This is a genomic window from Virgibacillus senegalensis (genome assembly GCF_000821245.2).
Lineage (GTDB): Bacteria > Bacillota > Bacilli > Bacillales > Amphibacillaceae > Sediminibacillus > Sediminibacillus senegalensis.
Window position 1 is genome coordinate 1,567,234 of sequence record NZ_LN611425.1, and the last position, 22,652, is coordinate 1,589,885.

Annotated in this window: 26 protein-coding genes, 1 tRNA gene and 1 pseudogene; 9 read left to right on the top strand and 19 right to left on the bottom strand. The window is 41.0% G+C overall.

From position 1 onward, the window contains the following. Positions 1–2,081 (top strand): fibronectin type III domain-containing protein (locus tag BN1067_RS18730; RefSeq protein WP_053220320.1); only part of this gene is annotated, 2,081 nt, incomplete at its 5' end. Positions 2,082–2,126: 45 nt separating this feature from the next. On the opposite strand, the gene BN1067_RS18735 is transcribed toward BN1067_RS18730, so the two are convergent. The 10 genes from BN1067_RS18735 to BN1067_RS18775 form a co-directional block, all read right to left on the bottom strand. Further along, positions 2,127–2,912: an HAD-IIA family hydrolase gene (locus BN1067_RS18735; protein ID WP_053220321.1), complete on the bottom strand. Its 786-nt coding sequence runs from the start codon at positions 2,910–2,912 to the stop codon at positions 2,127–2,129. 98 nt (positions 2,913–3,010) lie between these two features. Next, positions 3,011–3,775 (bottom strand): MBL fold metallo-hydrolase, encoded by a 765-nt coding sequence (locus tag BN1067_RS18740; RefSeq protein WP_053220322.1) that lies wholly within the window; start codon positions 3,773–3,775, stop codon positions 3,011–3,013. 11 nt (positions 3,776–3,786) lie between these two features. Next, positions 3,787–4,596 (bottom strand): carbohydrate ABC transporter permease, encoded by an 810-nt coding sequence (locus BN1067_RS18745; protein ID WP_053220323.1) that lies wholly within the window; start codon positions 4,594–4,596, stop codon positions 3,787–3,789. 15 nt (positions 4,597–4,611) lie between these two features. Further along, complete coding sequence (locus tag BN1067_RS18750; protein WP_053220324.1) at positions 4,612–5,514, bottom strand: carbohydrate ABC transporter permease; 903 nt, start codon at positions 5,512–5,514, stop codon at positions 4,612–4,614. A 92-nt stretch (positions 5,515–5,606) separates the two neighbouring features. After that, positions 5,607–6,890 carry an ABC transporter substrate-binding protein gene (locus BN1067_RS18755; protein ID WP_053220325.1) on the bottom strand — a complete coding sequence of 428 codons (1,284 nt, stop codon included), beginning with the start codon at positions 6,888–6,890 and terminating at the stop codon, positions 5,607–5,609. A gap of 521 nt (positions 6,891–7,411) precedes the next feature. Beyond that, a complete protein-coding gene (locus BN1067_RS18760; protein ID WP_234400733.1) occupies positions 7,412–8,041 on the bottom strand; it encodes a hypothetical protein in 630 nt (209 codons plus the stop codon). 630 nt (positions 8,042–8,671) lie between these two features. Then, positions 8,672–8,866, bottom strand: a complete 195-nt coding sequence (locus BN1067_RS18765) for a hypothetical protein (RefSeq protein ID WP_053220326.1) — start codon at positions 8,864–8,866, stop codon at positions 8,672–8,674. A 221-nt stretch (positions 8,867–9,087) separates the two neighbouring features. Continuing rightward, positions 9,088–9,160, bottom strand: a tRNA-Val gene (locus BN1067_RS18770). A 107-nt stretch (positions 9,161–9,267) separates the two neighbouring features. Beyond that, positions 9,268–9,429 (bottom strand): hypothetical protein, encoded by a 162-nt coding sequence (locus BN1067_RS20015; protein WP_199868595.1) that lies wholly within the window; start codon positions 9,427–9,429, stop codon positions 9,268–9,270. Positions 9,430–9,449: 20 nt separating this feature from the next. Continuing rightward, positions 9,450–10,247: an HAD-IIB family hydrolase gene (locus BN1067_RS18775; RefSeq protein ID WP_053220327.1), complete on the bottom strand. Its 798-nt coding sequence runs from the start codon at positions 10,245–10,247 to the stop codon at positions 9,450–9,452. 115 nt (positions 10,248–10,362) lie between these two features. On the opposite strand from BN1067_RS18775, the gene BN1067_RS18780 reads away from it, so the two are divergent. Further along, entirely contained in the window at positions 10,363–10,710 is a 348-nt protein-coding gene (locus BN1067_RS18780) for a hypothetical protein (protein ID WP_053220328.1), read from the top strand. Between the two features lie 7 nt (positions 10,711–10,717). Here the strand turns inward: BN1067_RS18780 and BN1067_RS18785 are convergent, their stop codons facing one another. After that, positions 10,718–11,602, bottom strand: coding sequence for a VanW family protein (locus BN1067_RS18785; RefSeq protein WP_053220471.1), 885 nt, complete (start codon positions 11,600–11,602; stop codon positions 10,718–10,720). Positions 11,603–11,869: 267 nt separating this feature from the next. Between BN1067_RS18785 and BN1067_RS18790 the strand changes: the two genes are divergently transcribed. Continuing rightward, the gene (locus tag BN1067_RS18790; protein WP_053220329.1) at positions 11,870–12,964 is read left to right on the top strand and encodes an NAD(P)-dependent alcohol dehydrogenase; all 1,095 of its coding nucleotides are present in this window, start codon (positions 11,870–11,872) and stop codon (positions 12,962–12,964) included. A 60-nt stretch (positions 12,965–13,024) separates the two neighbouring features. Here the strand turns inward: BN1067_RS18790 and BN1067_RS18795 are convergent, their stop codons facing one another. Next, positions 13,025–13,594, bottom strand: a complete 570-nt coding sequence (locus tag BN1067_RS18795) for a general stress protein (protein WP_053220330.1) — start codon at positions 13,592–13,594, stop codon at positions 13,025–13,027. A 347-nt stretch (positions 13,595–13,941) separates the two neighbouring features. On the opposite strand from BN1067_RS18795, the gene BN1067_RS18800 reads away from it, so the two are divergent. From BN1067_RS18800 to BN1067_RS18815, 4 genes are all read left to right on the top strand, one after another. Continuing rightward, positions 13,942–14,667 (top strand): alpha/beta hydrolase, encoded by a 726-nt coding sequence (locus tag BN1067_RS18800; protein ID WP_053220331.1) that lies wholly within the window; start codon positions 13,942–13,944, stop codon positions 14,665–14,667. A gap of 224 nt (positions 14,668–14,891) precedes the next feature. Continuing rightward, positions 14,892–15,410 (top strand): YjcG family protein, encoded by a 519-nt coding sequence (locus tag BN1067_RS18805; protein ID WP_053220332.1) that lies wholly within the window; start codon positions 14,892–14,894, stop codon positions 15,408–15,410. A 3-nt stretch (positions 15,411–15,413) separates the two neighbouring features. Continuing rightward, entirely contained in the window at positions 15,414–15,836 is a 423-nt protein-coding gene (locus BN1067_RS18810) for a GNAT family N-acetyltransferase (RefSeq protein ID WP_053220333.1), read from the top strand. 154 nt (positions 15,837–15,990) lie between these two features. Continuing rightward, entirely contained in the window at positions 15,991–16,668 is a 678-nt protein-coding gene (locus BN1067_RS18815; RefSeq protein ID WP_053220334.1) for a DUF421 domain-containing protein, read from the top strand. A gap of 260 nt (positions 16,669–16,928) precedes the next feature. On the opposite strand, the gene BN1067_RS18820 is transcribed toward BN1067_RS18815, so the two are convergent. From BN1067_RS18820 to BN1067_RS18835, 4 genes are all read right to left on the bottom strand, one after another. Next, entirely contained in the window at positions 16,929–17,837 is a 909-nt protein-coding gene (locus BN1067_RS18820) for an MBL fold metallo-hydrolase (protein ID WP_053220335.1), read from the bottom strand. A gap of 84 nt (positions 17,838–17,921) precedes the next feature. Next, the gene (locus BN1067_RS18825; RefSeq protein ID WP_053220336.1) at positions 17,922–18,209 is read right to left on the bottom strand and encodes a hypothetical protein; all 288 of its coding nucleotides are present in this window, start codon (positions 18,207–18,209) and stop codon (positions 17,922–17,924) included. 68 nt (positions 18,210–18,277) lie between these two features. Then, complete coding sequence (locus tag BN1067_RS18830) at positions 18,278–18,490, bottom strand: hypothetical protein (RefSeq protein WP_053220337.1); 213 nt, start codon at positions 18,488–18,490, stop codon at positions 18,278–18,280. Positions 18,491–18,639: 149 nt separating this feature from the next. After that, positions 18,640–18,861, bottom strand: a complete 222-nt coding sequence (locus BN1067_RS18835) for a hypothetical protein (RefSeq protein ID WP_053220472.1) — start codon at positions 18,859–18,861, stop codon at positions 18,640–18,642. A gap of 364 nt (positions 18,862–19,225) precedes the next feature. On the opposite strand from BN1067_RS18835, the gene BN1067_RS18845 reads away from it, so the two are divergent. Next, complete coding sequence (locus tag BN1067_RS18845) at positions 19,226–19,681, top strand: CotY/CotZ family spore coat protein (RefSeq protein WP_053220339.1); 456 nt, start codon at positions 19,226–19,228, stop codon at positions 19,679–19,681. A gap of 59 nt (positions 19,682–19,740) precedes the next feature. Here BN1067_RS18845 and BN1067_RS18850 read toward each other — a convergent pair whose 3' ends face one another. Continuing rightward, a complete protein-coding gene (locus BN1067_RS18850; protein WP_053220340.1) occupies positions 19,741–20,295 on the bottom strand; it encodes a CotO family spore coat protein in 555 nt (184 codons plus the stop codon). Between the two features lie 514 nt (positions 20,296–20,809). Between BN1067_RS18850 and BN1067_RS18855 the strand changes: the two are divergent. Beyond that, positions 20,810–21,157: pseudogene (locus tag BN1067_RS18855) on the top strand (transposase); the annotation flags it as partial. A gap of 164 nt (positions 21,158–21,321) precedes the next feature. Here BN1067_RS18855 and fabI read toward each other — a convergent pair. Both fabI and BN1067_RS18865 read right to left on the bottom strand, forming a co-directional pair. Then, on the bottom strand, positions 21,322–22,098 hold the full coding sequence (gene fabI, locus BN1067_RS18860) for an enoyl-ACP reductase FabI (protein WP_053220342.1): 777 nt from the start codon (positions 22,096–22,098) through the stop codon (positions 21,322–21,324). 134 nt (positions 22,099–22,232) lie between these two features. Continuing rightward, complete coding sequence (locus BN1067_RS18865; protein ID WP_053220343.1) at positions 22,233–22,631, bottom strand: VOC family protein; 399 nt, start codon at positions 22,629–22,631, stop codon at positions 22,233–22,235. Positions 22,632–22,652: the final 21 nt, after the last annotated feature.

The window sequence follows — 22,652 nt, forward strand, 5'->3', positions numbered from 1 at the left end:
CCCCCGCCGCTCCAACCGGTTTACAATCAAGTCCTGGTACCGATCATGTGATACTTAAATGGGATAAAAGTGCTGCTTCAGATTTCATTGGTTATCGAGTTTATATCAATGGTACTCTTTATTCGACAACCACAACTGAAAGCATTCGTGTGTATCCTTTAGAATTGGGAAGAGATTATACCTTTGAAGTAACAACTTTTGACAACGCTGGGAATGAATCTACTAAAACAGAATTAGTTTCCGGTCCAAGGGGAAATAATCCAATCCCCAACTTACTGATAACCGAGTTGGTGCCAAACAGTGATAATTTTGCCGGCTATGATGCATTTGAGTACCTGGAAATCTATAACAACAGTGCTGAACCAATCGATATAAAAAACTACCGGATTAGTTCCGGAAATTGGAATGTAGAAATAACCGAGTCATTGACGATTGATCCTTGGGATACTCAGTTGTTTTGGACGCGAGTAGATGAAATTAGCCCAATAACGAGAGAAGCATTCAACCATAATTATTTTTCCTCCTATGAAAGCAAATATCTTGATGAAAAACACCTGAAAATCATAGAAGGAATCGGCGGATTAGTCAATGGAGGTCAAACGGTTACTGTTATTGATTCTCAGGGAATAGAGGTTGTTTCCGCAAACTATAGTGGTGATGATGTTTCTGTCGAAAAATCGATTACATTTTCGTATCCAGAGGATGGTGGTTTAGCAATGGAAAAATTGGTCGGACACCAACCAACGACGCCAGGCTGGGTAACAGACGATCAGGTTCCACCAAAAACTGTCCAGGATGAGGAAGCTCCACAGCCTCCTGCCAATTTACAGGCAAATGCAGGAAATGGAAAGGTGTCATTAACATGGGATCCAAATCCAGAAAAGGACATCTATCGTTACCATATCTACAAGAATGGTTCGCTTGAATTCTCTGTTCCTTCCACGCAAAATTCGTTCACCCTATCATTACTGATGGGTAACAAAGATTACCGATTAGAATTGACTGCGGAAGATACTTCCGGAAACGTATCGGCTGTTTCTAACGCCGTTGTTGCGACACCAACCCATCAAATAATCACCCAAGAAGAAAGAACGGAAAACCCGAGAGATCCTAACTACCAAGGGCTGTGGGATATTAGTGAAGATGGTCCGGTGATACCTGGTTTGGTTCAAGACATTGTACCTCAGGGATTAACATATTATATAAAAAAAGATTGGCTGCTTGCCGTAAACTATTTGGATGATGGGCGCCCAGGAACATTGACAGTTACAGAAGCAAGTAGCGGCAATTTAGTCAAGTCAGTATTACTATATAATCAGGACGGCACCCCTTATACAGGACACGCCGGAGGAATTACCATCAGCAAGAAACATGTCTGGATTGCCTCAGAACAATACCTCTATCCGTTAAAAATTAGTGATTTAGTTACTGCTGAAAATAATGAGGAAATACGATTCATCAATCAAATCCCTGTACCAGTAGAAGCGGCGTATAATGTTTATGATGATGGAATCCTGTGGGTTGGTGAGTTTTATGAACCTAATAGCTATCCTACAGACCCATCCCACCATAAAAAGAACCGGTTAGGAGAAATGCAGTATGCCTGGATGATCGGCTATGATCTTGAACGAAATCATGATATGCTATCTCGCGATCATTGGGATGGAGATTTAGAGCAACCTGCCACTCCTGACTATATTTTATCGACTACTGGAAAGGTGCAAGGAGCGATTGTGCAACACAAGAACATTACCGGCATTACGCTAAGCACTTCATACGGTCGAGGAAATGACAGCCTGCTTTACAGATATGAAAACCCACTAAAAGAGGACCCTCACGATTATGTAACCATTGGAGAAAAAGAAGTGCCCCTATGGTTCCTTGATGGGAAAACGGCAAAACCGAGGCAAAGTATTGAAGCCATTCCAATGCCTGAGGGAATAGTGGAAGTAAAAAATGACTTATATGTTCTGTTTGAATCAGGAGCGAATAAATATCGTTATACCACTACTTACCCAATGGACCGTATGCTAAAGATAGACTTCAGGACATTGATGAAAGAGGATAAAACGAACTATTAAATTTTTAAAAAAGGGGATCGATGCATAAGCATCGATCCCCTTTTTTTAAGTCACCTTCTCTGTTAAAATTCCTTTTACAGATGAGAGCACGTAATCAGGCTGCCATGACGTTTTGTTTAGATCATCCAGCGAAGTTATGCCTGTCAGAACGAGGGCTGTTTTCATACCAGCTTCTAACCCCATACGAATATCTGTTTCCAGCCTATCCCCAATCATTACGCATTCCTCAGGGAGAAGATTTAATATATTGATAGCCGCTTCTATCGTTAGTACAGAGGGTTTACCGATTTGCACGTCTATTTTTTTACCGGTCACTGCCTCTAATGCACCAATCATTCCAGCACAGTCCGGCACATCTCCTATTTCGACTGGACAAGTCTTATCAGGATTGGTTGCTATCGTTTTCGCTCCCCTTTTTACAGCTTGGTAGGCAAAGTTTAAATGATCATAATGAAAGTTTCGATCCCACGATAAGATAACGATATCCGTCTCTTCCGGACAATCCGCTATTTTAAAACCAGCATAAAGGATTTCCTCTTTTATAATCTGCTCGCCGATCACGTATAGTGTTGCACCAGAATGATGCGACCTCAAGTATTTTAATAATGTTACTGTGGGATTTAGAATATGATTAATTGTCACATCAATATTGAAGCCCTTTAATTTTTCAACATATTTTCGTCGGGACTCAATCGTTTTATTCGTTAGAAATAAAATTTGCTTTCCTTCTTTTTTGAGACGATCAATCACAATATCAGCATCTTTTATTAACTGATTTCCAAGATAAATGGTTCCATCCAAGTCAAATATAAACCCTTTTATTCCCTTCATTTTCTCCTCCAATGGATGAGAAAAAAGAATCCCCTGGGCATATTTCATCCACTACAAATAGAACTGGATGGTACTGCCCAAGGGATATCTCTTCGTCTCTATCCTTGTAAAATATTATTTTTAACGGAAATATGCTCCATATCTTCTGCAATTTTAATTTTGTGTCGCATTCCTAAGCGATTTAACTCTTCTTCATATGGTTCATTGTCACTCAAATGAACAAGGTATACATTCTTTATTGTATCAAGATCGTAAAAATCCGTTATTTGCCTTAAGCTTGCATGATTTGGTACATTCTTCCTAGCAAACGTTGCTTCATGAATTAAAATATCTATATGACTATACGCTTGGATATGTGAGTTGATTTCGCTGTCGCCAGAGTAAATTATTCGTTTGTTGTGATACATGAATTCCAGCCCGATAGTCGGCACGGAATGAAGCGCTGGAAAACAAGAAATTTTGAAATCGCCCTTAGTAAACAGATTTTCTTTGATGTTCCCATTGAATGTCTTGATTATAATAGGGAACTTTATAGCCCACTGATCTGCTTCCATTGTATCAAGCCAGTGGTTCAGCTTTGTTTCATTACGGTAATCACAATAGATGGTTAAAGGCTTTTTTCTATTCTCTAGCCACATTCCCCATAGTAACGAAGGTAAGCCATAGATATGATCAATATGAAAGTGCGTAAGAATGACTGCATCCAGATTCCCTAAATCAATGTTGATTTGTTTAAGTTTCAAACATGGATTCCCACTCACATCAATTAAAATTTGAGAACTGACTCCAGTTAAACATAAGGAAGTGTTATCCCGTTTAGCACCAGGATAGGCACTTCCGGTTCCGAGAAAATGAATCTCCACTTTATCACCGCCTATTTAATTCCAGAATGCATAAAACTTGAAACAAATTGTTTTTGAAAGATGAAAAAAGCAATAAGTAACGGAAATATCACCATCACCGTACCAGCTGTAACCATTCCCCATTGTGCACCTGTTTCGTAAGACTGTGCAAACATTGCCAATCCCACTGTTAATGGTCGATTAGCCTCTGAATTCGTAATGATCAACGGCCACATGAAATTGCTCCAATGGTGGCTGATGGAAACCAAAGCAAACGCAATGTACGTCGGCTTGGCTGCAGGGATATAGACATGCCAAAGCGTCTGCCACCACTTACTACCATCCATTTTAGAGGCTTCATCCAAGTCATAGGGAACTTGTTTAAATGTCTGTCTTAACAAAAACACCCCAAAAGCAGAAGCCCAGTAGGGGAGCATTACTGCAAGCTTTGTGTCCACCAATCCAAGCTGACCCATAATCTGATAGTTAGGGAATAATAAGATTTCCGGCTGGATCATTAACTGTAGCAAAAATAAGATAAAAAGTACGTTTTTTCCTTTGAAATCTAATCTAGCAAATGCATAAGCCCCAAGGGTAATTGTAAATAACTGGACAATTAGAACACCAAATACAATAATAAATGTGTTCCAATAATACGAGAGAAATGGAGCCGTGTTCCATGCATCTATGTAATTTTGAAATGTTGGATTCGAGATCCATAGTGGAAAAGAACCATCAATTACTTCACTCCCTTGTGAGAAGGATGTAATGATTACCCAAACTAACGGAATGATAAATATGGCTCCCAGAATGATGATAATTGTATAATTCACTATTTTCATAGAACTCCCCCTCTCCTAGTAATGAATTTTCTTATCCAAGTACAAATAATTAAATGCTGTAATTGCCAATAATACCGTTATCAGGATAACAGTTAAAACTGCTGCTTTTCCCAGGTCCCAATTTGTAAATGCAACTTCATAAATATAATAGAGCAGTAAATTGCTGGCATTATCCGGACCGCCTTTTGTCATGATGTACAAATGATCAACATTCTTAAAAGCATTTGTTATTGCAACGATCATGACAAATAAGGTTGTGGGCATAAGTAGCGGAAAGGTGATATGCCGAAACATATGAAACGGCTTAGCCCCTTCAATCATTGCTGCCTCATAAACGTCCTTCGGCAAGTTCTGCAGACCAGCCAGGTAAAATATCATAAAAAAACCTGCATCTTTCCATATAATCATGATAATGAGCGCAATCATGACTGTTTGTGGATTACCTAGCCAATTGGGACCATTAAGACCAACCATGTTCAAGAACTTTTCCAACAAACCGTATTTAGGTGTATAAACAAACAACCAGATGTTGGCTACTGCTATCAACGGAATAACCGTTGGATAAAAGAATGAAGTCCTGAGCAATGCACTGCCCTTCATTTTTTTATTGAGCCAAATAGCTAAATACATAGCTAAAAATAGACTCGTAGGAACTGTACCTATAACAAATATCAAGTTATTTATTATGACCTGTTTAAACACTTCATCCGTAAAAACCTCTTTATATTGGGCAAAGCCCGAAAATTCAAGCCTGGTCATAGGGCCACTGTAAAAACTTAAATGAATCGATTTTAGCGTTGGATAAAAAGTAAACAATGCCAGAAATATAAACGATGGCAGTAAAAGTGCATAGGCAAACATATTCTGCTTAAAACTAGTACTAAATTTGTATTTTGACTTACTCTTTAATTTATCCATTAGTTCATTAAAACCTCCAATCCACCTATATCGGATGAAAGGAGATGCTCAAATGAAAGTATCTCATGAGCATCTCTTTTTATCAGTTCGAATTAATCTTGAAAAGGCTCGAGGACTTCTTCCGCTTCTTTCTGCGCTTTTTCCAGTCCTTCATCAACCGTAGCTTTTCCAGTTAAAATGGACTGAATTGCATCATTAAAGATTTTTTGTACTTCTCCATTTTGATAAGTAGCTAATTCACTATGTGCATATTCAAGCTGCTCACGTGCTACAAGCGCCTCCGGAAACTCTTCTACATATTTCTTCAGTTTTTCCGTTTCATAGGCAGATTCCCTTGTAGCAACATACCCTGTGTCGATAGACCATTGTGCAACCCGTTCAGGCTCCGTCAAAAATTCCATAAACTTTATAGCAGCTTCCTTATTTTCCTCTGGAACACCTTTAAACAAGTAGATATTTCCCCCACCAGTCGGTGATCCGTACTGGTTATTTGCAGGAAGGAAAGACACCCCGAAATCAAAGTCGGCATTGTCTTTAACGTTTGTTAAGTTGCCAGTCGTATGAAACATCATAGCTGTCCTCTCGCTTAGAAAGTCTGATGGAACGGTTGCCCATTCAATTGTGCCCTCTGGCATGATATTATGCTTTCGACTTAAATCAAGCCAATACTCCATGGATTTTTTAGCATATGGAGCATCAAAATAAGTTTCCTTGCCATCTTCTGACATGATATTGTCTTCTGTTTGCAGTGCCAGGGCTTGGAACATCCAATATTGATATCCAGTGCTCGGAATCTCTAATCCCCATTGGTCCTGGCCATCATCGACAGTCAGCTTTTTACCATAATCCACTAGCTCTTCCCATGTTTCAGGCGGTGCATCCGGGTCAAGTCCGACCTCAGCAAAAGCATCTTTATTATAATAAAGAACGATCGTACTTCTTTGGAAAGGAATGCTCCAAACCTTGTCCCCAATCTGTGAGTTAGCCATAAACGCATCATAAAAATCATTGAGATACGCTTCATCAAATAAAGGTGTCATTTCTTCGATAACATCATTTTCTAATAAGGCAAACAAATCGATTGAAAACAACACCGCTAGCTCTGGAGGGTTTCCTCCTTGAACTGCTGCCATGACCTGTGTCATTGTTTCTGCATAACTACCACCATACATGGCATTAACCTTGATATCCGGGTTCTCCTCTTCAAAATCAGCAACTAGATCATCCACCATGTTCGCTACATCTCCACCAACCGCAACAGGGAAATAAAAATCAATCTCTGTTGTTTCCTCCTTCGCTCCTCCACTGCTGCTACAGGCCGAAAGAATCATAAGTAAGACACTAATTAATGCTAAAAACTTCCCCTTCATTCTTATTCCTCCCTTTTAAATAGATTGATATATAAAAATAACCCCATGAACAATAAAACGCACTACAAAATAGCTGTAATACATTTTATTGATCACAGGGTTCTCCTCTTCTCTACCCCAAGACAATAATGAGTCTCGTGTATTTAATTTTCTGATTATTATCCATCATACAACAGCCTGACTAGAATGGCAATAACTTTTTGTAAGCCTTTACATGAATATTTATTTTATTTTCCAGTCATATTTTAGGAACCTATAGCTCTTTTTAAAAAAGCAGAGAATAGAAACAACCAAAGATGTTGATTGAAAGGATAGGTACTTTATAAGGTGATTTCTTCTAACCCCAACATATTGAAGAGCCATATTTATGATACCAATTGTTAACACATTAACATTTCTGCATAACAGGCTGGAAAAAGAAAAAGATGAACTCAATCTTTTAGGAGTCCATCCTTTTTAATATCCTCCTATAATTTAGACAATCTACTAGATTATAAGAAGGAAGTACATTTATTGAATGTTGTTTGTTACTCCGTCTCCATATCTTCTATGGCATCAGGATAAACCACTTCGTCAAATTTCTCTCCGGTTTCCTCATCTTCTACGGCAATGGTAACGGAATATTCGTCTGGATCAGCTCCATCAAACAACTGATACATCATCCCTGCCATTCCAAGGGACATCGTTGCAAATCCATCCATGCTGTTTTCATAATCAGATCTGTTAACGATCATAGTGAACGAAGTAAAATCATTATTATGCGTAATATTTTTAATGGAAACAAAATCTTCGCTGTTTTTTGTTTCTTCGATACTTTCCTTCATGCTCTCTTCCATTTCGTTCATCATATCTTTGTGTGTAGATTTAGACATCTTATAGGTAAGTGACCCATCGTCATTTTTTGTTACTTCTTTAATCCCATCTTCTTCCGCTTCTATTTTTAAATCCTCGATGCTTTCCCCTTCTACCATTGACGCAGGTAAGGTGATTTCCACGTTCAGCAATCCTTTATCCACATTAACGCCTTCACTATTTTCTTCTTCCGTTTCTTCTATAGTAGCTGATGTTTTCTCACTTTTTTCCTCACTTTCACCCTCTGAGGAACAAGCAGCAAGCAGAATTAGTGCAAAAAACATCATGATAATAACTTTTTTCAATTCGAAAACTCCTTAATTTTGTAAATTGATGCTTAGTTTTACCGTCTGCAATAATATATTAGTTTTTGATTACGTCTTGTATCTTCTTTCCTAGTAAAGAACATCTCATTCTACAAAACTCTCTCAATCATCTTTTCAAGCAGAGCATATCTTCCGGGAAATAGTTCTGTTTACTTATTATGCTAACTTAATGAATATATGCCGTTTATATATCCTCACCCTCATTGCATTTAGTTTTATTACAAATACTTTACAATTGTAACATAAATTAAATGTAAATAGTAGGAAAATCAAAGTTCTTTAATTTTTGCGTCTCATTTTTATGCAAGCGGATAGCAAAATAAAAAAGGCTAAATCCCCTATTTATTAGAGGTTTTAGCCTTGCAATTTGATATAGTGCCGATTAGGCTCGAACCAGCGACCTCCACCTTTTCAAGATGAATTGACTATAAGGAATGTCAAGAGTTCGAAAGGTCAATCCCTGAATCTGAAGGATTAACTCTATTCATTCAAGTTTTGAACAGTAAGGAGTTGGGTAGGCATACTGAACAAGCACGCCCCATTCTCTTATAATTACTAAAAGCCACCCTTAGACCCTGGGTGGCCAGGAGCGCTAAAGAACTCCCCCTATTAATCGAAAATTACTTCAAGCATAACAATATCTTTCGCATCCCTTTGTATACTTGATCCATCAGTAGGATTCTCAAAAGAAATGGTTTTACCGTTATTCTTGCTCCGCTCAATAAGTTTAATAAAATCTTTTCTAACTCGAGATTCTATCACTTCAATCCTTTCACCATTGGAAAACCTAACTGCAATCTTCATTTAAGCCCTCCTTTTTTCTACTATCCGATAACACAGGATATCCCCCTTCAAAATAGTATATTTTGGAAAAAGGAAGGTATAAAAAAACCTACCATGTATTTGTTACTATTTGTAGCAAGTTTCCGTATTCTGTCCCCAATTCGTCCCATTCATGGTTTAAGGGTGTTCTTTAGATATAAGAACAAAAAAAGAACCCTTGTACACCAAGGGTTCTTAAGGTATGATTCCGATTGGGCTCGAACCAACGACCTCCACCCTGTCAAGGTGGCGCTCTCCCAGCTGAGCTACGGAATCACAATATAATATTTTATCGACAACTATTACTATAATAGGGTCTCTCTCGTTTGTCAATATCTATTCAAATTTTTCTAGTGGAACGGTGAACGAGACTCTTTTCCCATTTATTCCTCTCTCTTATGATTGTTGCCAAAGAATATACTAAAAACTACGCCCAGTGCTATGCCAACCCCTATGTCATTAAACAACATACCGAAAACGACACTAAAAATAATAAGGATCCCTACCTTAAGGCCGATATCGGCCTTTGACTTTTTTTCGACCATCGTATCCCTCCCTGTATTCCCTATTTTAATGTACGTTCTAATATTGCTGGTGGTTTCACACCTTGTTCGTGCTCTCTTCCCAGTTCAACAATACGTTCAGCAATAATCATTTCATAGTCGCCTGTTAAAGGAATTTCTTCTTTTGCGTAAGCAGCTAATTCTGTATGATGACCGATCATCACACTGTGCATGGCATTCTCGAACAGCTGTATATCATTCGCATCGTTTCCGAAAGCTATGTATTCTTCAATCTCTAGCGTCCTTAATGCAGTATGTTTATTTATACTCTTCGGGCTAATATCCAATACATTTTCTTTTGCATGGCGATGGATGACAACATCCAGCTTTTCCAACTCTTGAGCAAACATAGTCATATCATCAGCAGATAAAATAAGTGCTTTTACTACAGCTGGATGCAGTTCAACCGGTATATTTTTTGCCAATTTACCTGGATCCACCTTATTTAGTATCGGATGGTCGACTGGTCCTGTATAGGAATAGTCCCACTGTCCATCGATTAGATAGGAAGCGTTTTGAATTCCGATTAATTGTTTGATCACGTTTCGGTGATGTTCCGAAAACGCTGTTTTGTGGGTAAGCTTCCCCTGTTCAGCAATTAAGGATCCATTCCCTCCTATCATGGTATAAGAATGGAATCGCGTAGGAAGCACAGGCAACATATCTCGAATCGGACGTGCAGAAGCAAAGATAATCCGATGGCCGTATTCCTGCACTTTTTCCAATGCTTGCAGGATATTTTCCGATACGGGTTTTCCTTTGAAACAAATTGTTCCGTCTAAGTCAAAAACAAAGTTCAATTCCATTTCCCCCGATGACGTTTTTGCACTTATTATAACACAGGGAATCACGTTGCTTTTGTTAGAACAAACAGCATCTTTTTAAAGCGTTTTCTTTTCTGGTAAGATGATGGAAATGAATCCGGAGAAGGGATTGTTTCATGTGTTCAGTCAACAAATTGCGATCAAATTGGAAATTGCTGCAAAACGTGCGTTGAATATCAAAAAGAAGAACTCGATGGCAGGGATTATTACCGTTGATTATATAGAAAATGACCAGGGTGCATTCACAGTGCTTTGCTCAGCCCTTGCCCCCTATTATTTACATGCTACCGATGAAGAACGGGTAACGCTCGATGATATGATCGACCGTTACCGTTATCTACAAAACTGTAGTATGGAGGAATATTACAAAGGTACAGACCGTGCGGCTGAAGAGTTAAAGATTTTGCTTGATGATCTTGGCGTACAACAAATCGACTGATCGATTTTCACTCGGCCGGAACCTCCTTTGGCGGTTCAGTATCCGCTTCTGGCACTTTCCGCTCCTGGTTTTCGATTGTTTCAGATGAAAAAATGTTGATCAATACCCTGCCATTCACTGCTCTGGCTCGGATAAGGATAGGCTGATTATAATCATTTTCAAAAGAGAAATCCGGGCCATACCAGCTTACAGTGGCATCTCTGCCTGGCGGTACATAAGGGACACGTCGGCTATGGGAATACCTTTCAATTATCTTCACACCAGCTTGGTCGGCGGCATTATAAAGCGTGGAGGAGATTTGGCAGATTCCCCCTCCTATGTCCTCCGCCAATTCCCCTTTTACAATAACAGGTGCTGGCAGGTAGCCTTTTTCCTTTGTTCGTTTTCCGACTACCCCGTTAAAGGAAAACGTCTCACTCGGAAACACGACATGGTTGTCGATTGCCTCTGCCGCCAGGGCGATGTTTTTCGATCGTTCTTTATTGCTTTGATTATAATAGGTAACGTATTGGCCAATTTTACGCTCTCGGATGGAAGCAAGTAACTCTTCATCCACACGGGGGTGAACAACGCGCAACGGTGTCTCCGCTTTGGAAATCTCCCCAGCATAAAAGTAACTGGCAAATTGGTGATTAAACTGCTCCCTGTCAAGCTCACGGCCAGGTTTTGCCGGCTCAATCCGACCACCAGTTCCAATTTTTGCATCGACCGGTTTACGGAATACCTGCGAAGCGACTTCTTCCTGAAACTTGTTGTACTTGTCCATCTCCAGCCACATTCCGTCTAAATAAGGAAGTGCTACATCATCAGCGGTAATTTGATGAATGGTTTTTCCTTCATGGGTAACCGTAAAAGTCTTTACTGGAGACTGTTCCGATTTTATGGGATGCATGGGCGGCGGCTCTGGGGGATGCTGTTGTGCAGGAATAGTCGACGCTAATAAAAATGTAATCAGTAACGTTTTCATAGATGCATACCTCCGCTATTTAGTATGGATGAAAACCGTTAACATCATGTAAAAAGATTAAAATGTAAGTACGGAGGATAAGGGGGGACAGTCCCTCTGTGAATAATTCACAGAGGGACTGTCCCCGACATACGTGTTATCTTCTTGTTTCTGGGAAAGCTACAAGAAAAGACAGTATAAAGGAGAATGGAAATGAAAGTGAAAGCTGCTGTCATTCATGATAAGGCAGAAAGTTTTAAAATAGAAGAAGTAGAACTGGCCGAACCAACCGATAATGAAGTCCTGGTAAAAGTAGTTGCTACTGGTGTGTGTCATACGGATGCTGTAGCCAGGGATCAGGAAGTTCCTGTCCCGCTTCCTGCAGTTCTTGGTCACGAAGGCTCCGGCATTGTGGAGAAAGTTGGCTCCAATGTCCATACTGTCGAAAAAGGCGATCATGTAGTACTGTCTTTTTCATCCTGTGGTCATTGTGAGAACTGCTTGTCGGGACACCCGGCTTATTGTCTGTACTTTAATGAGTTGAATTTCGGTGGAAAGATGAATGACAACACCAATCGGATCAAACAAGACGGCAAATCCGTTTCCAGTTTCTTCGGACAGTCCTCTTTCGGAACGTTTGCAATTGCTAACGAACGCAATGTAGTCAAAGTAGATAAAGATGTAGACCTAGCATTACTCGGACCGCTAGGCTGTGGCATTCAGACCGGGAGCGGCACTGTATTGAACAAGTTACAACCTAACTTTGGAGAGACCATTGCCATATTTGGTTGTGGAGCTGTTGGGCTCAGTGCCGTAATGGCAGCTAAAATTGTCGGCTGTTCCAAGATTATTGCTATTGATGTTCATGAAAGCCGTCTCGAATTGGCAAAAGAGTTAGGGGCAACCCATGTGCTTCATGGCAAAAAAGTGGACACAGTAGAAGAAATCCGCAAACTGACAGGAGGCGGTACGAACTATGCCGTTGAAACAACAAGTGTACCTGCTTTGGCCCGCCAGTCGCTGCAAGCTTTAAAACCGCTGGGAATTTCAGCTGTGGTAGGAGTTACCCAAGAAACAGAGTTGAATATTTTTGAAGACATCATGGCATTGGGCAAAGGGCTTGTCGGAGCCATTGAAGGAAATGCCATTCCCCAACTGTTCATTCCAAAATTGATTGAGTACTACAAAAAAGGTCAGTTTCCGTTTGATAAATTGATCAATTTCTATGAACTGAAAGACATCAACCAAGCGTTCGATGATTCAAAACAAGGTACCACTGTAAAACCAATCGTTAAAATGGAACATTAAAAATGGGGACAGTCCCTCTGTGAATCAATTCACAGAGGGACTGTCCCCACATTTTTTTCATTACTGATGACTTCTAGGTTCTCTTACAACCACTTCGTCTGGATAAATGGTATGATTTTCCGTTTTATTAGCAAGGCAGGTGCGATATACTTCTCGGTCATTCTCCCCTGTCTCGACCAAAACAACGATATTTCCGTTTTTCAGATGGCGCTCATATTCCTTTGCATGTTCTTCTGGAATCCCTGCACCAACCAGCGCACCGACAATGCCTCCACCGCCGGCTCCGATACCTGCACCCGTTAAAGCTGCCGCTATCGGGCCAGCAGCTGCAATTGCTCCTACACCGGGAATTGCCAGTAACCCGATTTCTGCAATCAAACCGGTGATGCCTCCGAGTACGCCGCCCGTTCCTACTCCGATACCAAGTCCTTTTCCTGCATTTTTTCCTCGCCCGCTCTTGTCTTTGCTAATAGGTGTGTTTGTTTCATCCCCAATTGCTTCGGCATCGTCACTATCCTTTGCGAATACAGATATATCATCTTTTTTGTAGCCTTTTTCCTGCAATTCTTTAATCGCTTTTATTGCATCATCCTGGTTTGTAAAAACACCGCCAATTACTTTGCTTTCCATGAAATCAGCCTCCTTTAAAGGTTTTATAAACCTATACCCGGCACTATCAGGCATAAATCGTCCAAAAAATTAGGGACTGACCCCAAGAGGGTATAAAGACTTATTTCTCAGTCGGGAGTCTGTCCCCAAAAAAGACCCCAAACCGGCTAATTGATTGTGAATCTATTCACGGAGGGACTGTCCCCGATCCTGTCCCCGATGCTCCTCGGTGCTCTTCCATCGTCCGGGCAATGTTCTTTTTTGGGTGTTTTATGTTAAACTGGGCTTAGAATTAGTTTAGTTGTGGGCGGCAAAGGGAATTATAAAGGATACTTCTTTGGCTGCTTGTTTGTGAAGGAGTGAGTTGGATGGGACGAAAAGGGAAGATGCTTGATCGGCAGGTAGATAGCAAGTTTTTGAATGAAACGATTACTGTTAAATGGTATTTGCCGGAATCTTTTTCTCCTTTGTATAAGTATCATGTCTGTATTATGCAGGATGGTGATGATTACTTTCAGTTAGGGCGGATTGCTACTTTGAGTGATCGTCTGCATAGTGACGGGGAGATTGAAAATACTGTTTTTGTGGGGATTCACTATAACGATAAATACGACCGTCAGGAAAAATATCACCCGAACGGCAGTAAACAGGCTGCATACATGCAATTTCTTTTGCATGAAGTGGTCCCGCTCTTGGACAAAGAACTTCCTACATATCATATGGGAGGAAGCCGTGCATTGATTGGTGACTCACTGGCAGGAACATTGGCATTGATGACAGCTGCCAAATATCCGAATACTTTTGGGAAAGTAATTATGCAGTCACCGTACGTAGACGACAAAGTACTGAATGTCATTCAATCTGCCCAATCGATAGACACACTCGACATCTATCATACAATCGGAAACGAAGAAACGGATGTCCCGACAACAGCAGGAGATCGAAAAGATTTTCTCGGACCGAATAGAAAGCTGCACAAGCTGCTCGAGCAGCAGGATATCCAGTACGTTTACCATGAACTAGACGGGAACCATACTTGGAAATATTGGCAGAAGGATTTGAAACGGGCACTTGTGACAATGTTCCCAGCTTAATCCATTTCAAAAGGATGTCATGCTGCTGCCCAACCGCTCCGGATGCCTGATTCTCCACTCGAATTTTTTAAAATTTGTGCGTTTTTCATTAATTTAGGCCACGCTCGTTTTGCCAATTTTGATATAATGATTGGTAACCGAACTCGAATTAGCTATATGAATAACCTAAATACCAAGCTATTCAATATTGCCTAACGTAAACCAATCATACAGGAGGAATATTCATGAGATATGGTATTGCTATTTTTCCGGAAAAGAAAATCCAAGATACGGCTAATTCATACAGGAAGCGGTATGACCCGCATTATGCGCTGATTCCGCCGCACATTACGTTAAAAGAGCCGTTCGAGGCAAACGAAGACGATTTAAAACCGATCGTTAGAGAACTTCGAAAAGTTGCAGCTGAAACAACCCCTTTTCCGTTGCAGATTCACAAAGTCAGCTCCTTTTCTCCAGTTACCAATACGATATACTTAAAAGTCGAACCTGTCGATGAATTGCTTAAATTGAATGAAAGATTGCATACTGGTGAATTACCACAAGAAAAAACGTATTCTTTCGTTCCACACATAACAATTGCCCAGAAGCTTTCCCACGATGAATACTCAGACGTGTTCGGCAGCTTGAAAATGCAAAGCTTCAACCTGGAACAGACAGTCGATCGTTTCCAGCTGATGTACCAGTTGGAAAATGGTGCATGGACTGTTTATGAAACCTTCACATTCGGCGAGGAGAAGAACTAAAACATGCAAGTTAAACAAGTAGAAACAGAAACAGAAATAAAAGAAGCATATGGGGTAAGAAATACGGTCTTTGTGGAAGAACAAAATGTTCCCCCGGAATTAGAAATTGATGACCTTGAGAAGGAAGCCGTCCATTTCGTCGGCTATGAAGACGATAAACCCGTTGCGGCCAGCCGGCTGCGATTCGTCGATCCGTATGGAAAACTGGAACGGATTTGTGTTCTAAAAGAATACCGCGGCCGCTCTTTCGGTTCTCAGATTATCAAAGAAATGGAGACGGCAATTCGTAAGCACGGTTTTCAAAAATCCAAATTGAATGCCCAGACGCATGCAGAGGATTTTTACAAGTCACTCGGCTATCAGACCGTATCCGGTGAATTTATGGATGCTGGCATCCCTCATGTAACAATGGTAAAAGAATTATAATAATGCACGAAACCTTGTCTATTGACAAGGTTTTTTATTTTGACATAGTCTGTCTGTTCGTCTTCCATTCTTTAAGTTTTGAATCGTTGGATAATGTTTGTATAGCGAAATCGAGAATGGGCAACGATAAAGAAGAATAATGGGGGTGTGTCAAATGGATAATGCCGGTTCTATATTCATAGAGACTATTTTTGGATTCTTGGCGCTATTTTTAATCACGAAATTCTTAGGAAAAACCCAGATCACCCAACTGACAGCTTTTGACTTTATCTCTGCACTCATTCTCGGTGAGCTGGTCGGGAATGCCTTATTTGATGATCAAGCGGGGCTGTTTGAAATTGGTTACGCGGTAATACTTTGGGGAGTTTTGCTTTATGTGACCGAAATCGTTACGCAAAAATACAAAAAGTCCCGCAGATTGTTGGAAGGGATGCCAGCCATAATTATCAATAAAGGACAGCTGCAAAAAGAACAAATGAAAAAAAGCAAGCTGGACATTAATCAACTGCAACATCTCCTGCGTTCAAAAGGAGCTTTCTCGGTGAACGAAGTCGCTTACGCTATCCTGGAAACAGATGGCTCAATTTCCGTAATGAAAAAGTCTCTGGATCAGACCCCAACCCGGCAGGATATGAATCTGCAGCCAGAAGAACCCTTACTGGCGTTCACCCTTATTTCAGATGGAGAAATATTATATGACAATCTCGACGAGGCCGGACTGAATGAAAAATGGTTATATACAGAGCTTGCCAAACAAGAGGTCCACTCGCCGAAAGATGTGTTTTTCGCAGAATGGAAGGAAAACCATCCCTTGCATATCCAACCATACTAACTAATAAACCATTCAGTAGGTACCCGAATGATGCGTTCCTTAGAAGCCTGTGCTAATCCAAATGACGCTAATACGGTAAAGATCCCGTTGGGCCGTTACGGGAAAACCTGTGATATTGCGAAGCTTGTACTATTTCTTGCATCAGAAGATAGTAGTTTATAACCACTGCCCAACAGGATTGATGGCGGCATGGGAACGAGCTTAGTACATCAAAATAACTTAAGTCAGACATCTTCTGCTGACTTAAGGTCTTATTAAAGTCACACACCTTTTAAAGGCTTGAAAACCCACCGATAATCCTTTATTTCTGTCGTAATCCTATTTTGTTTGAGCAGAGCGGTCAAATAGGCAGTGACCGCCGTACGAAACAACAGCCATTGGGATAATTGGTCAGCCCGCACTTGGTAATGCGCACACATGAGGGCGGTGATTTCCTCATGAGTAGTACCGTTTGGTTTTTTTTGAAGTTCTTCTTCTACCCAATCAAGCAACCCATCATGATAATCTAGATTAGCTTGAACGGTATGCCTGAATTCCTGTTCAAAAACTCCGTGTCCTGGTACGGCTCCTTCGCATGTAATTCCCTTTAGCTTATGTAAACTTTCCATGGCCAGCTGTGTATCGGTAAGATAAGGTATCCCGTGTTTGTCCAATTGTTCTTTCCCGAAATAGCTGTCACCTGCAAACAAGATCCCGTCGTAAAGAAGACCAAGCTGGTGATAACTATGACCAGGTAAAAGGATTGTTTCGATAGCAAAATTGCCTATTTGCCAGGAACCATCCTCAAGCTCTTGATCGATTCGAACCGGAGTACCTTCCAGAAACTTGTTTCGAAGCTCGGGAAGAGGATCATTTCCTCCGAAAAGATAGAGTGGTTCTATGACGGGATACTGTAAAATTGCCGATTCCAACACAGGTGCTACGGTTTGTACATCTTTTTTGGACTGTAAAAATGCAGCTCCCCCGTAATGATCGGAATGGGCATGGGTAATAAACAGATGAGTGATTGGTAGTTCTTCCTCCCTTAGCCGCTTCAGTACTTTTTTCATCGTTGAGGAATCAATGCCTGCATCGATTAACATTCCTTCATTATGATTACGAAGATAGCCAATATTAACAGGACCGTGAAAATAAAAAATTCTACCTTCCTTAATTGTTTGAAACTCCATATAACCTGCTCCCTTTTTTCAAAATAAACAGCCCGCCTATTCAACAGATGTGTTTACCTGCCTTCATAGCGGGCCCTGCTTTGATTATATGGTTTCGCTAAAATGACGCCCTTTTCCTGTTACATCGGCATAAATTTTTTCGGACAAATATGATTTGTGGACTGTCTGTGGGGCATACAGCATTTTTTTTGATTCCTGAACCTTATCCTCCACTTGTAAATTCCTGCTTTCTTCCTTCTCAATTTGTTTATGCCTGGTGTTTAAATCGGCTTTATAAACGCCTTCGATATAAAACGGGCTTTGCGCACTTCTTGTAACCCGTTCCTGATAGTCCTGGTACTGATAAAGCGGGACAGGAAGCATATATCCCATCATTACTCCCCCTTTTGCTCATTTGATTATACATCTATACCCGCTTTTCTTCTTCATTATTCTAGGTCTTATTCCTTATCTATAAAACTTTCCAATTCCTGCATGACGGCTTCCAGCTGATTCATTTCTTTTAAGAATTGCTTATTCCAGACGGTTGCTTCGCTTTCCAATTTGGCTATGTGCTTTTCCGGAACACGCAGCCACTTTTCGTTTTTGTACAAATGTTTGTCGAATACTTGTAAAATCTTTTTCATCGGAAAGGCATTTGGATCGTCTGTCATGCGATAACCACCTCCTTTCCCAAGGAAATACACCTCGGAATCGAAGCATAAGAAGCGATCCTTCGAGGGGAAAGAAAGAGCAGTTTATCCTAACGACTATCCTTTTATAGTACAAAAAAAGAGACAGCAATCGAGCTGTCCCCCTGATTCTAGATCCAGGAAAAACCTCTTCTTTCATCCTCTTCATGATGTTTTTCGTGCTCTTCTTCATCTGCTCCTACATGTTCTTTTTCTTCCACTTCTTCTTCCATCCTTCTCGGACCAAAAAATGGATCGACTTGTCGGCGTTGCTGACGCGGCGGCTCGAATGTGACATTATCTGCTTTGATCACCAAATCCTTAACATAAATGACTTTTTTCTTCTCTGACATTTCCTCTTTCACTCCCTTATTCTTGCTGCTCACTCCGGAAACGTAAAGGCTGATAACAGCCCCACTTTCGCAACCTAACTTCACTCTGCCCGGGTCCCCGCACTGTCTTTCGGTCCGACAGGTGTAGGAGATGAAGCTTGGTGTTCTCAAATGAGCGCCCTTATTAGTAAAGTATTGATCGCTATTATCCTATGTGAATGTCTATTTTTGGGTATAGACATCCGCCCTGTTCCCAAAGACGGAAAGAAAAAAGTTTTTCAGGAAGGCTCAATAATTAGCATGGTATTTGCCCACACACGAATGCCTTTCAAACATATTCTATTAGGGACAAAAGTCAATTATCATGGGAAAGGGGTTAGATAGAATGAGTTGTGGAAGTGATTTTCATACTGGCAGCTGTGTATGCGACATCCTGAAGGAGATAGCTGATGCACAGTCCGATGTCCTTTCTGATTGTACCACCAGCTGCGAGCAATCCATCAGCGATCTGTTAGGCGGTAACGATCCTAGCAATAACGGTTTGGACACAGTACCGGTAATTCTATACTGTAAGGGAAACTGTAAGCCATTTAAAGGATTTGGTGTTCCAGCAGATGACTTGGGAGATGCAACAGCAAGCTTCTATTTCCGAGTGAAAAATGTGGATAAAGACTGCTGTGCTGTTTTGGAATTGTTGCGTGACCCACACGATAATGACGATGATCCAAAGTCTCCAGTTGACCAGGATACCAGCGATTTAGAAGTAACCGGCATTTGCATTACAGTTGACTTGAAGTGCTTCTGTCACGTTACTTGTCTACCTGCCATCAGCGCTTTGTAATTTCACAGCATTTCAAATTTTGAAAGAAATCCGGCCGTTCAGCGGCCGGATTATTTTTTCTAAAATCCAAGCAATTTAATATTCTGGATGGTTTCCAGGTCGAATTGGGCTTTGAAAGGGCGTTTCATCGTCTTCATGAAGACGGTGCCTTCCTGATAATCATAAATAACTCCACGGTGTGTTTCTGTTTCCGTGACAACTTCGCATTTCATTCGTGGAACGGTCCTCGGCAATCCGACAAAGTATAGGACTTTTTCTTTATTGGTCATGTCCCTAAACCGTTTTCGGCTTGTTCTCGGACTGACGCTCGTTTCCTTTTCTTCGGTTTCTTTTCCAGACGCTGTCACCGGCTTTACCTGATCTTCCGTTTTTTCTGCTTCTACCTCTGTCCCTTCGACGGAATGCTTACTAGCTTGTTTGTCTTTTTCTTCTGCTTTTTGTTCATCGCTTTGCTTTATAAGTTCCTTTTCCTTTGCAGTACTTCCGCGATCCGGCTTCCGTTTCTTTCTTCTCGGCGTTCGGTAGTTTGTTTGCATGGAGGCGGCTGGCTTTTCCATTTTGGGCTGTGTAATATAAAGCATCGGTTCTCGGGCATTATTTTTCTTACCACTCATTAAAACGGATTCCTCCCCTTCTTCATAACTATTCCTCACATTATATGACAGTGTGCTGGGGATGTGCCTATATTTCTAAACCCGGCTGTCGTATTGCCCTTTATTCCAAACAGAAGGATAGTATTTTCATTGCTATTTGTATCTTTCACGAATGACACAATCTTTAAGAAAACAGTCTTTTATCCAGAAGGGGTAAAAGGGGACAGGGCAGGTGGAGAGAAACATATGAAAAAACCGCACACCCTTGGCAGAGGCCACTGAAAAAGTCCTTTCTAATTCAGAAGAGATTTTAAAGTTTGTTGTTGATTCTCACGAATCGCTTATCGGTGGATGCTTGCCGCGAGCAAGGCCTCAGCTAACTTGGTCAAGAAGATCACTTAACCAAGTGGATCTTCGGCTCGTGCTGTTCCCGCAGGCGTCACCACCGAACGCTCATCGTGGAATCAACAGAGGGTAAACGAAAAAGAAGTGATTTTCTTTGATTTCTAAAAGAAAGCCACTCTTTTCTTGTACACTGAAAACCATCTATACATTGTCTGATGGGGATCTCGTGGAACGAGCTCAGGTCGACATGTCCTTCTAGTATTTCCTTGCAATGGCTCCAGAAAATGACGTCATTGACCCCAGCTTATTAGCTCACTTCCGTCGTAAACGTCTGAAGGACAAAAACCTTTTAGATCTCCTGATTGGAAAAACCGTAGAGGTCGCTCTTGAGAAAGGCATGATTCAATCGAAGTCTCTCATCCTTGATGCGACACACACCAAGGCTCGATACAATCAAACATCCCGTCAAGAAGTATTGCGTAGCCGTTCCAAGAACGTCCGTAAAATGATTTATTCTATCGATGAATCCATGAAGGAATAGAGGGCACAGATCATTGAAATTAGATAAAAAGCGGTCTGTATGGAAACCAAATTCCATACAGACCGCTTTTTTAAAATTCCACTTTTCAAAAACCTTCAGTTTTTCAGTGGCCTCCCCTTGGCATGCGTTCTTCTCTATTCATACCGTTGATTTTCCTTTGATTAAACGCCGAGTATGTTAAAACCGGAATCGACATGGATCGTTTCCCCTGTTACTCCCCGTGAAAGATCGCTCATCAAATAATAAGCAGTATCGCCTACTTCTTCCTGGGTTACTGTCCGGCGCAACGGAGCTTTCTCTTCGATTTGCTTCAATACGCTGTTAAAATCGCCGATTCCTTTTGCAGACAGTGTACGGATCGGACCAGCCGATATGGCATTAACGCGAATGTTACGCTTCCCTAAGTCGTTGGCTAAGTATTTCATGCTTGCTTCAAGGCTTGCTTTCGCGACTCCCATGACATTATAGTTCTGTACGACGCGCTCTCCGCCCAGATAAGTCATGGTTACAATACTACCTCCATCAATCATTAGCTTTTCCGCCGCTCTTGTGACAGCCACAAGGGAGAAAGCACTGATGTTTTGAGATAATAAAAAGCCGTCCCGGCTTGTTTCGACAAACTCACCCTTCAAATCCTCTTTGTCTGCAAATGCGATACAGTGAGCTAGTCCATGAATGGTTCCTACGTCCTCGCCGATTTGCTTGAATGTAGCATTGACTGCTTCATCGTTGGTAACATCACACTCGTAAAAAAGTGCTTCCTGTCCCTCCAAAGTGGATACTAAATCTTTTACCGGCTTTTCAAACCGTTCATTGGCATAAGTGAAAATAAGCCTTGCCCCAGCTTCATGAAGGGATCTGGCTATTCCCCAAGCGATACTCCTTTTATTGGCCACTCCCATTACCACATAAGTGCGGCCTTCCAGTGAAAACTTCATCATTTCTTCCTCCTTGAGGGTTGCTTCTCAAAAATTATTATTACTAGTTATTAGTACCTGATGCTATAACTATATTATCGAATATTACAAGCAAACACAATCATTTTTGGAAAAACGATAAGCTTTCCTGTCTACTATGCTTTCTGCACATTCAGTTCCCAAGGGATACCATACTTGTCTACTACCTTTGCATAACGAGCATTCCAAAATGTATCCTGAAGCTCCATGGTGATTTTCCCATCCTTTGATAATGCTTGATAAACATGCTGAATTTCTTCCTCACTTTCCAGGGCGAGGCTGATTTCAATTTGGCTGCCTTTTTCAGGGGCATCACCGAAAACATCGACGAAATAAAATACATTCCTATCATCGACATGGAGTTCTGCGTGTATGTATTTTCCTTCATGTCCCTTGAACATTTCTATTCCGTCCGCGAGTTGGGTATTTTTAATTTCTCCTCCGAAAACCTCCTGATAAAACGTTAATGCCTCGCCACAATTCGGGATCGTAATATGCGGTATAATCGCCTGCATGCAAATCGACTCCTTTTTTAT

Excerpts from the sequence above, each read along its gene's own strand:
- BN1067_RS18735 (WP_053220321.1), bottom strand. The coding sequence starts at position 2,912 with ATGAAGGGAATAAAAGGGTTTATATTTGACTTGGATGGAACCATTTAT.
- BN1067_RS18745 (WP_053220323.1), bottom strand. The coding sequence starts at position 4,596 with ATGAAAATAGTGAATTATACAATTATCATCATTCTGGGAGCCATATTT.
- BN1067_RS18750 (WP_053220324.1), bottom strand. The coding sequence starts at position 5,514 with ATGGATAAATTAAAGAGTAAGTCAAAATACAAATTTAGTACTAGTTTT.
- BN1067_RS18765 (WP_053220326.1), bottom strand. The coding sequence starts at position 8,866 with ATGAAGATTGCAGTTAGGTTTTCCAATGGTGAAAGGATTGAAGTGATA.
- BN1067_RS20015 (WP_199868595.1), bottom strand. The coding sequence starts at position 9,429 with ATGGTCGAAAAAAAGTCAAAGGCCGATATCGGCCTTAAGGTAGGGATC.
- BN1067_RS18780 (WP_053220328.1), top strand. The coding sequence starts at position 10,363 with ATGAATCCGGAGAAGGGATTGTTTCATGTGTTCAGTCAACAAATTGCG.
- BN1067_RS18785 (WP_053220471.1), bottom strand. The coding sequence starts at position 11,602 with ATGCATCCCATAAAATCGGAACAGTCTCCAGTAAAGACTTTTACGGTT.
- BN1067_RS18790 (WP_053220329.1), top strand. The coding sequence starts at position 11,870 with ATGAAAGTGAAAGCTGCTGTCATTCATGATAAGGCAGAAAGTTTTAAA.
- BN1067_RS18795 (WP_053220330.1), bottom strand. The coding sequence starts at position 13,594 with ATGGAAAGCAAAGTAATTGGCGGTGTTTTTACAAACCAGGATGATGCA.
- BN1067_RS18800 (WP_053220331.1), top strand. The coding sequence starts at position 13,942 with ATGGGACGAAAAGGGAAGATGCTTGATCGGCAGGTAGATAGCAAGTTT.
- BN1067_RS18805 (WP_053220332.1), top strand. The coding sequence starts at position 14,892 with ATGAGATATGGTATTGCTATTTTTCCGGAAAAGAAAATCCAAGATACG.
- BN1067_RS18810 (WP_053220333.1), top strand. The coding sequence starts at position 15,414 with ATGCAAGTTAAACAAGTAGAAACAGAAACAGAAATAAAAGAAGCATAT.
- BN1067_RS18815 (WP_053220334.1), top strand. The coding sequence starts at position 15,991 with ATGGATAATGCCGGTTCTATATTCATAGAGACTATTTTTGGATTCTTG.
- BN1067_RS18820 (WP_053220335.1), bottom strand. The coding sequence starts at position 17,837 with ATGGAGTTTCAAACAATTAAGGAAGGTAGAATTTTTTATTTTCACGGT.
- BN1067_RS18825 (WP_053220336.1), bottom strand. The coding sequence starts at position 18,209 with ATGGGATATATGCTTCCTGTCCCGCTTTATCAGTACCAGGACTATCAG.
- BN1067_RS18830 (WP_053220337.1), bottom strand. The coding sequence starts at position 18,490 with ATGACAGACGATCCAAATGCCTTTCCGATGAAAAAGATTTTACAAGTA.
- BN1067_RS18835 (WP_053220472.1), bottom strand. The coding sequence starts at position 18,861 with ATGTCAGAGAAGAAAAAAGTCATTTATGTTAAGGATTTGGTGATCAAA.
- BN1067_RS18845 (WP_053220339.1), top strand. The coding sequence starts at position 19,226 with ATGAGTTGTGGAAGTGATTTTCATACTGGCAGCTGTGTATGCGACATC.
- BN1067_RS18850 (WP_053220340.1), bottom strand. The coding sequence starts at position 20,295 with ATGAGTGGTAAGAAAAATAATGCCCGAGAACCGATGCTTTATATTACA.
- fabI (WP_053220342.1), bottom strand. The coding sequence starts at position 22,098 with ATGAAGTTTTCACTGGAAGGCCGCACTTATGTGGTAATGGGAGTGGCC.
- BN1067_RS18865 (WP_053220343.1), bottom strand. The coding sequence starts at position 22,631 with ATGCAGGCGATTATACCGCATATTACGATCCCGAATTGTGGCGAGGCA.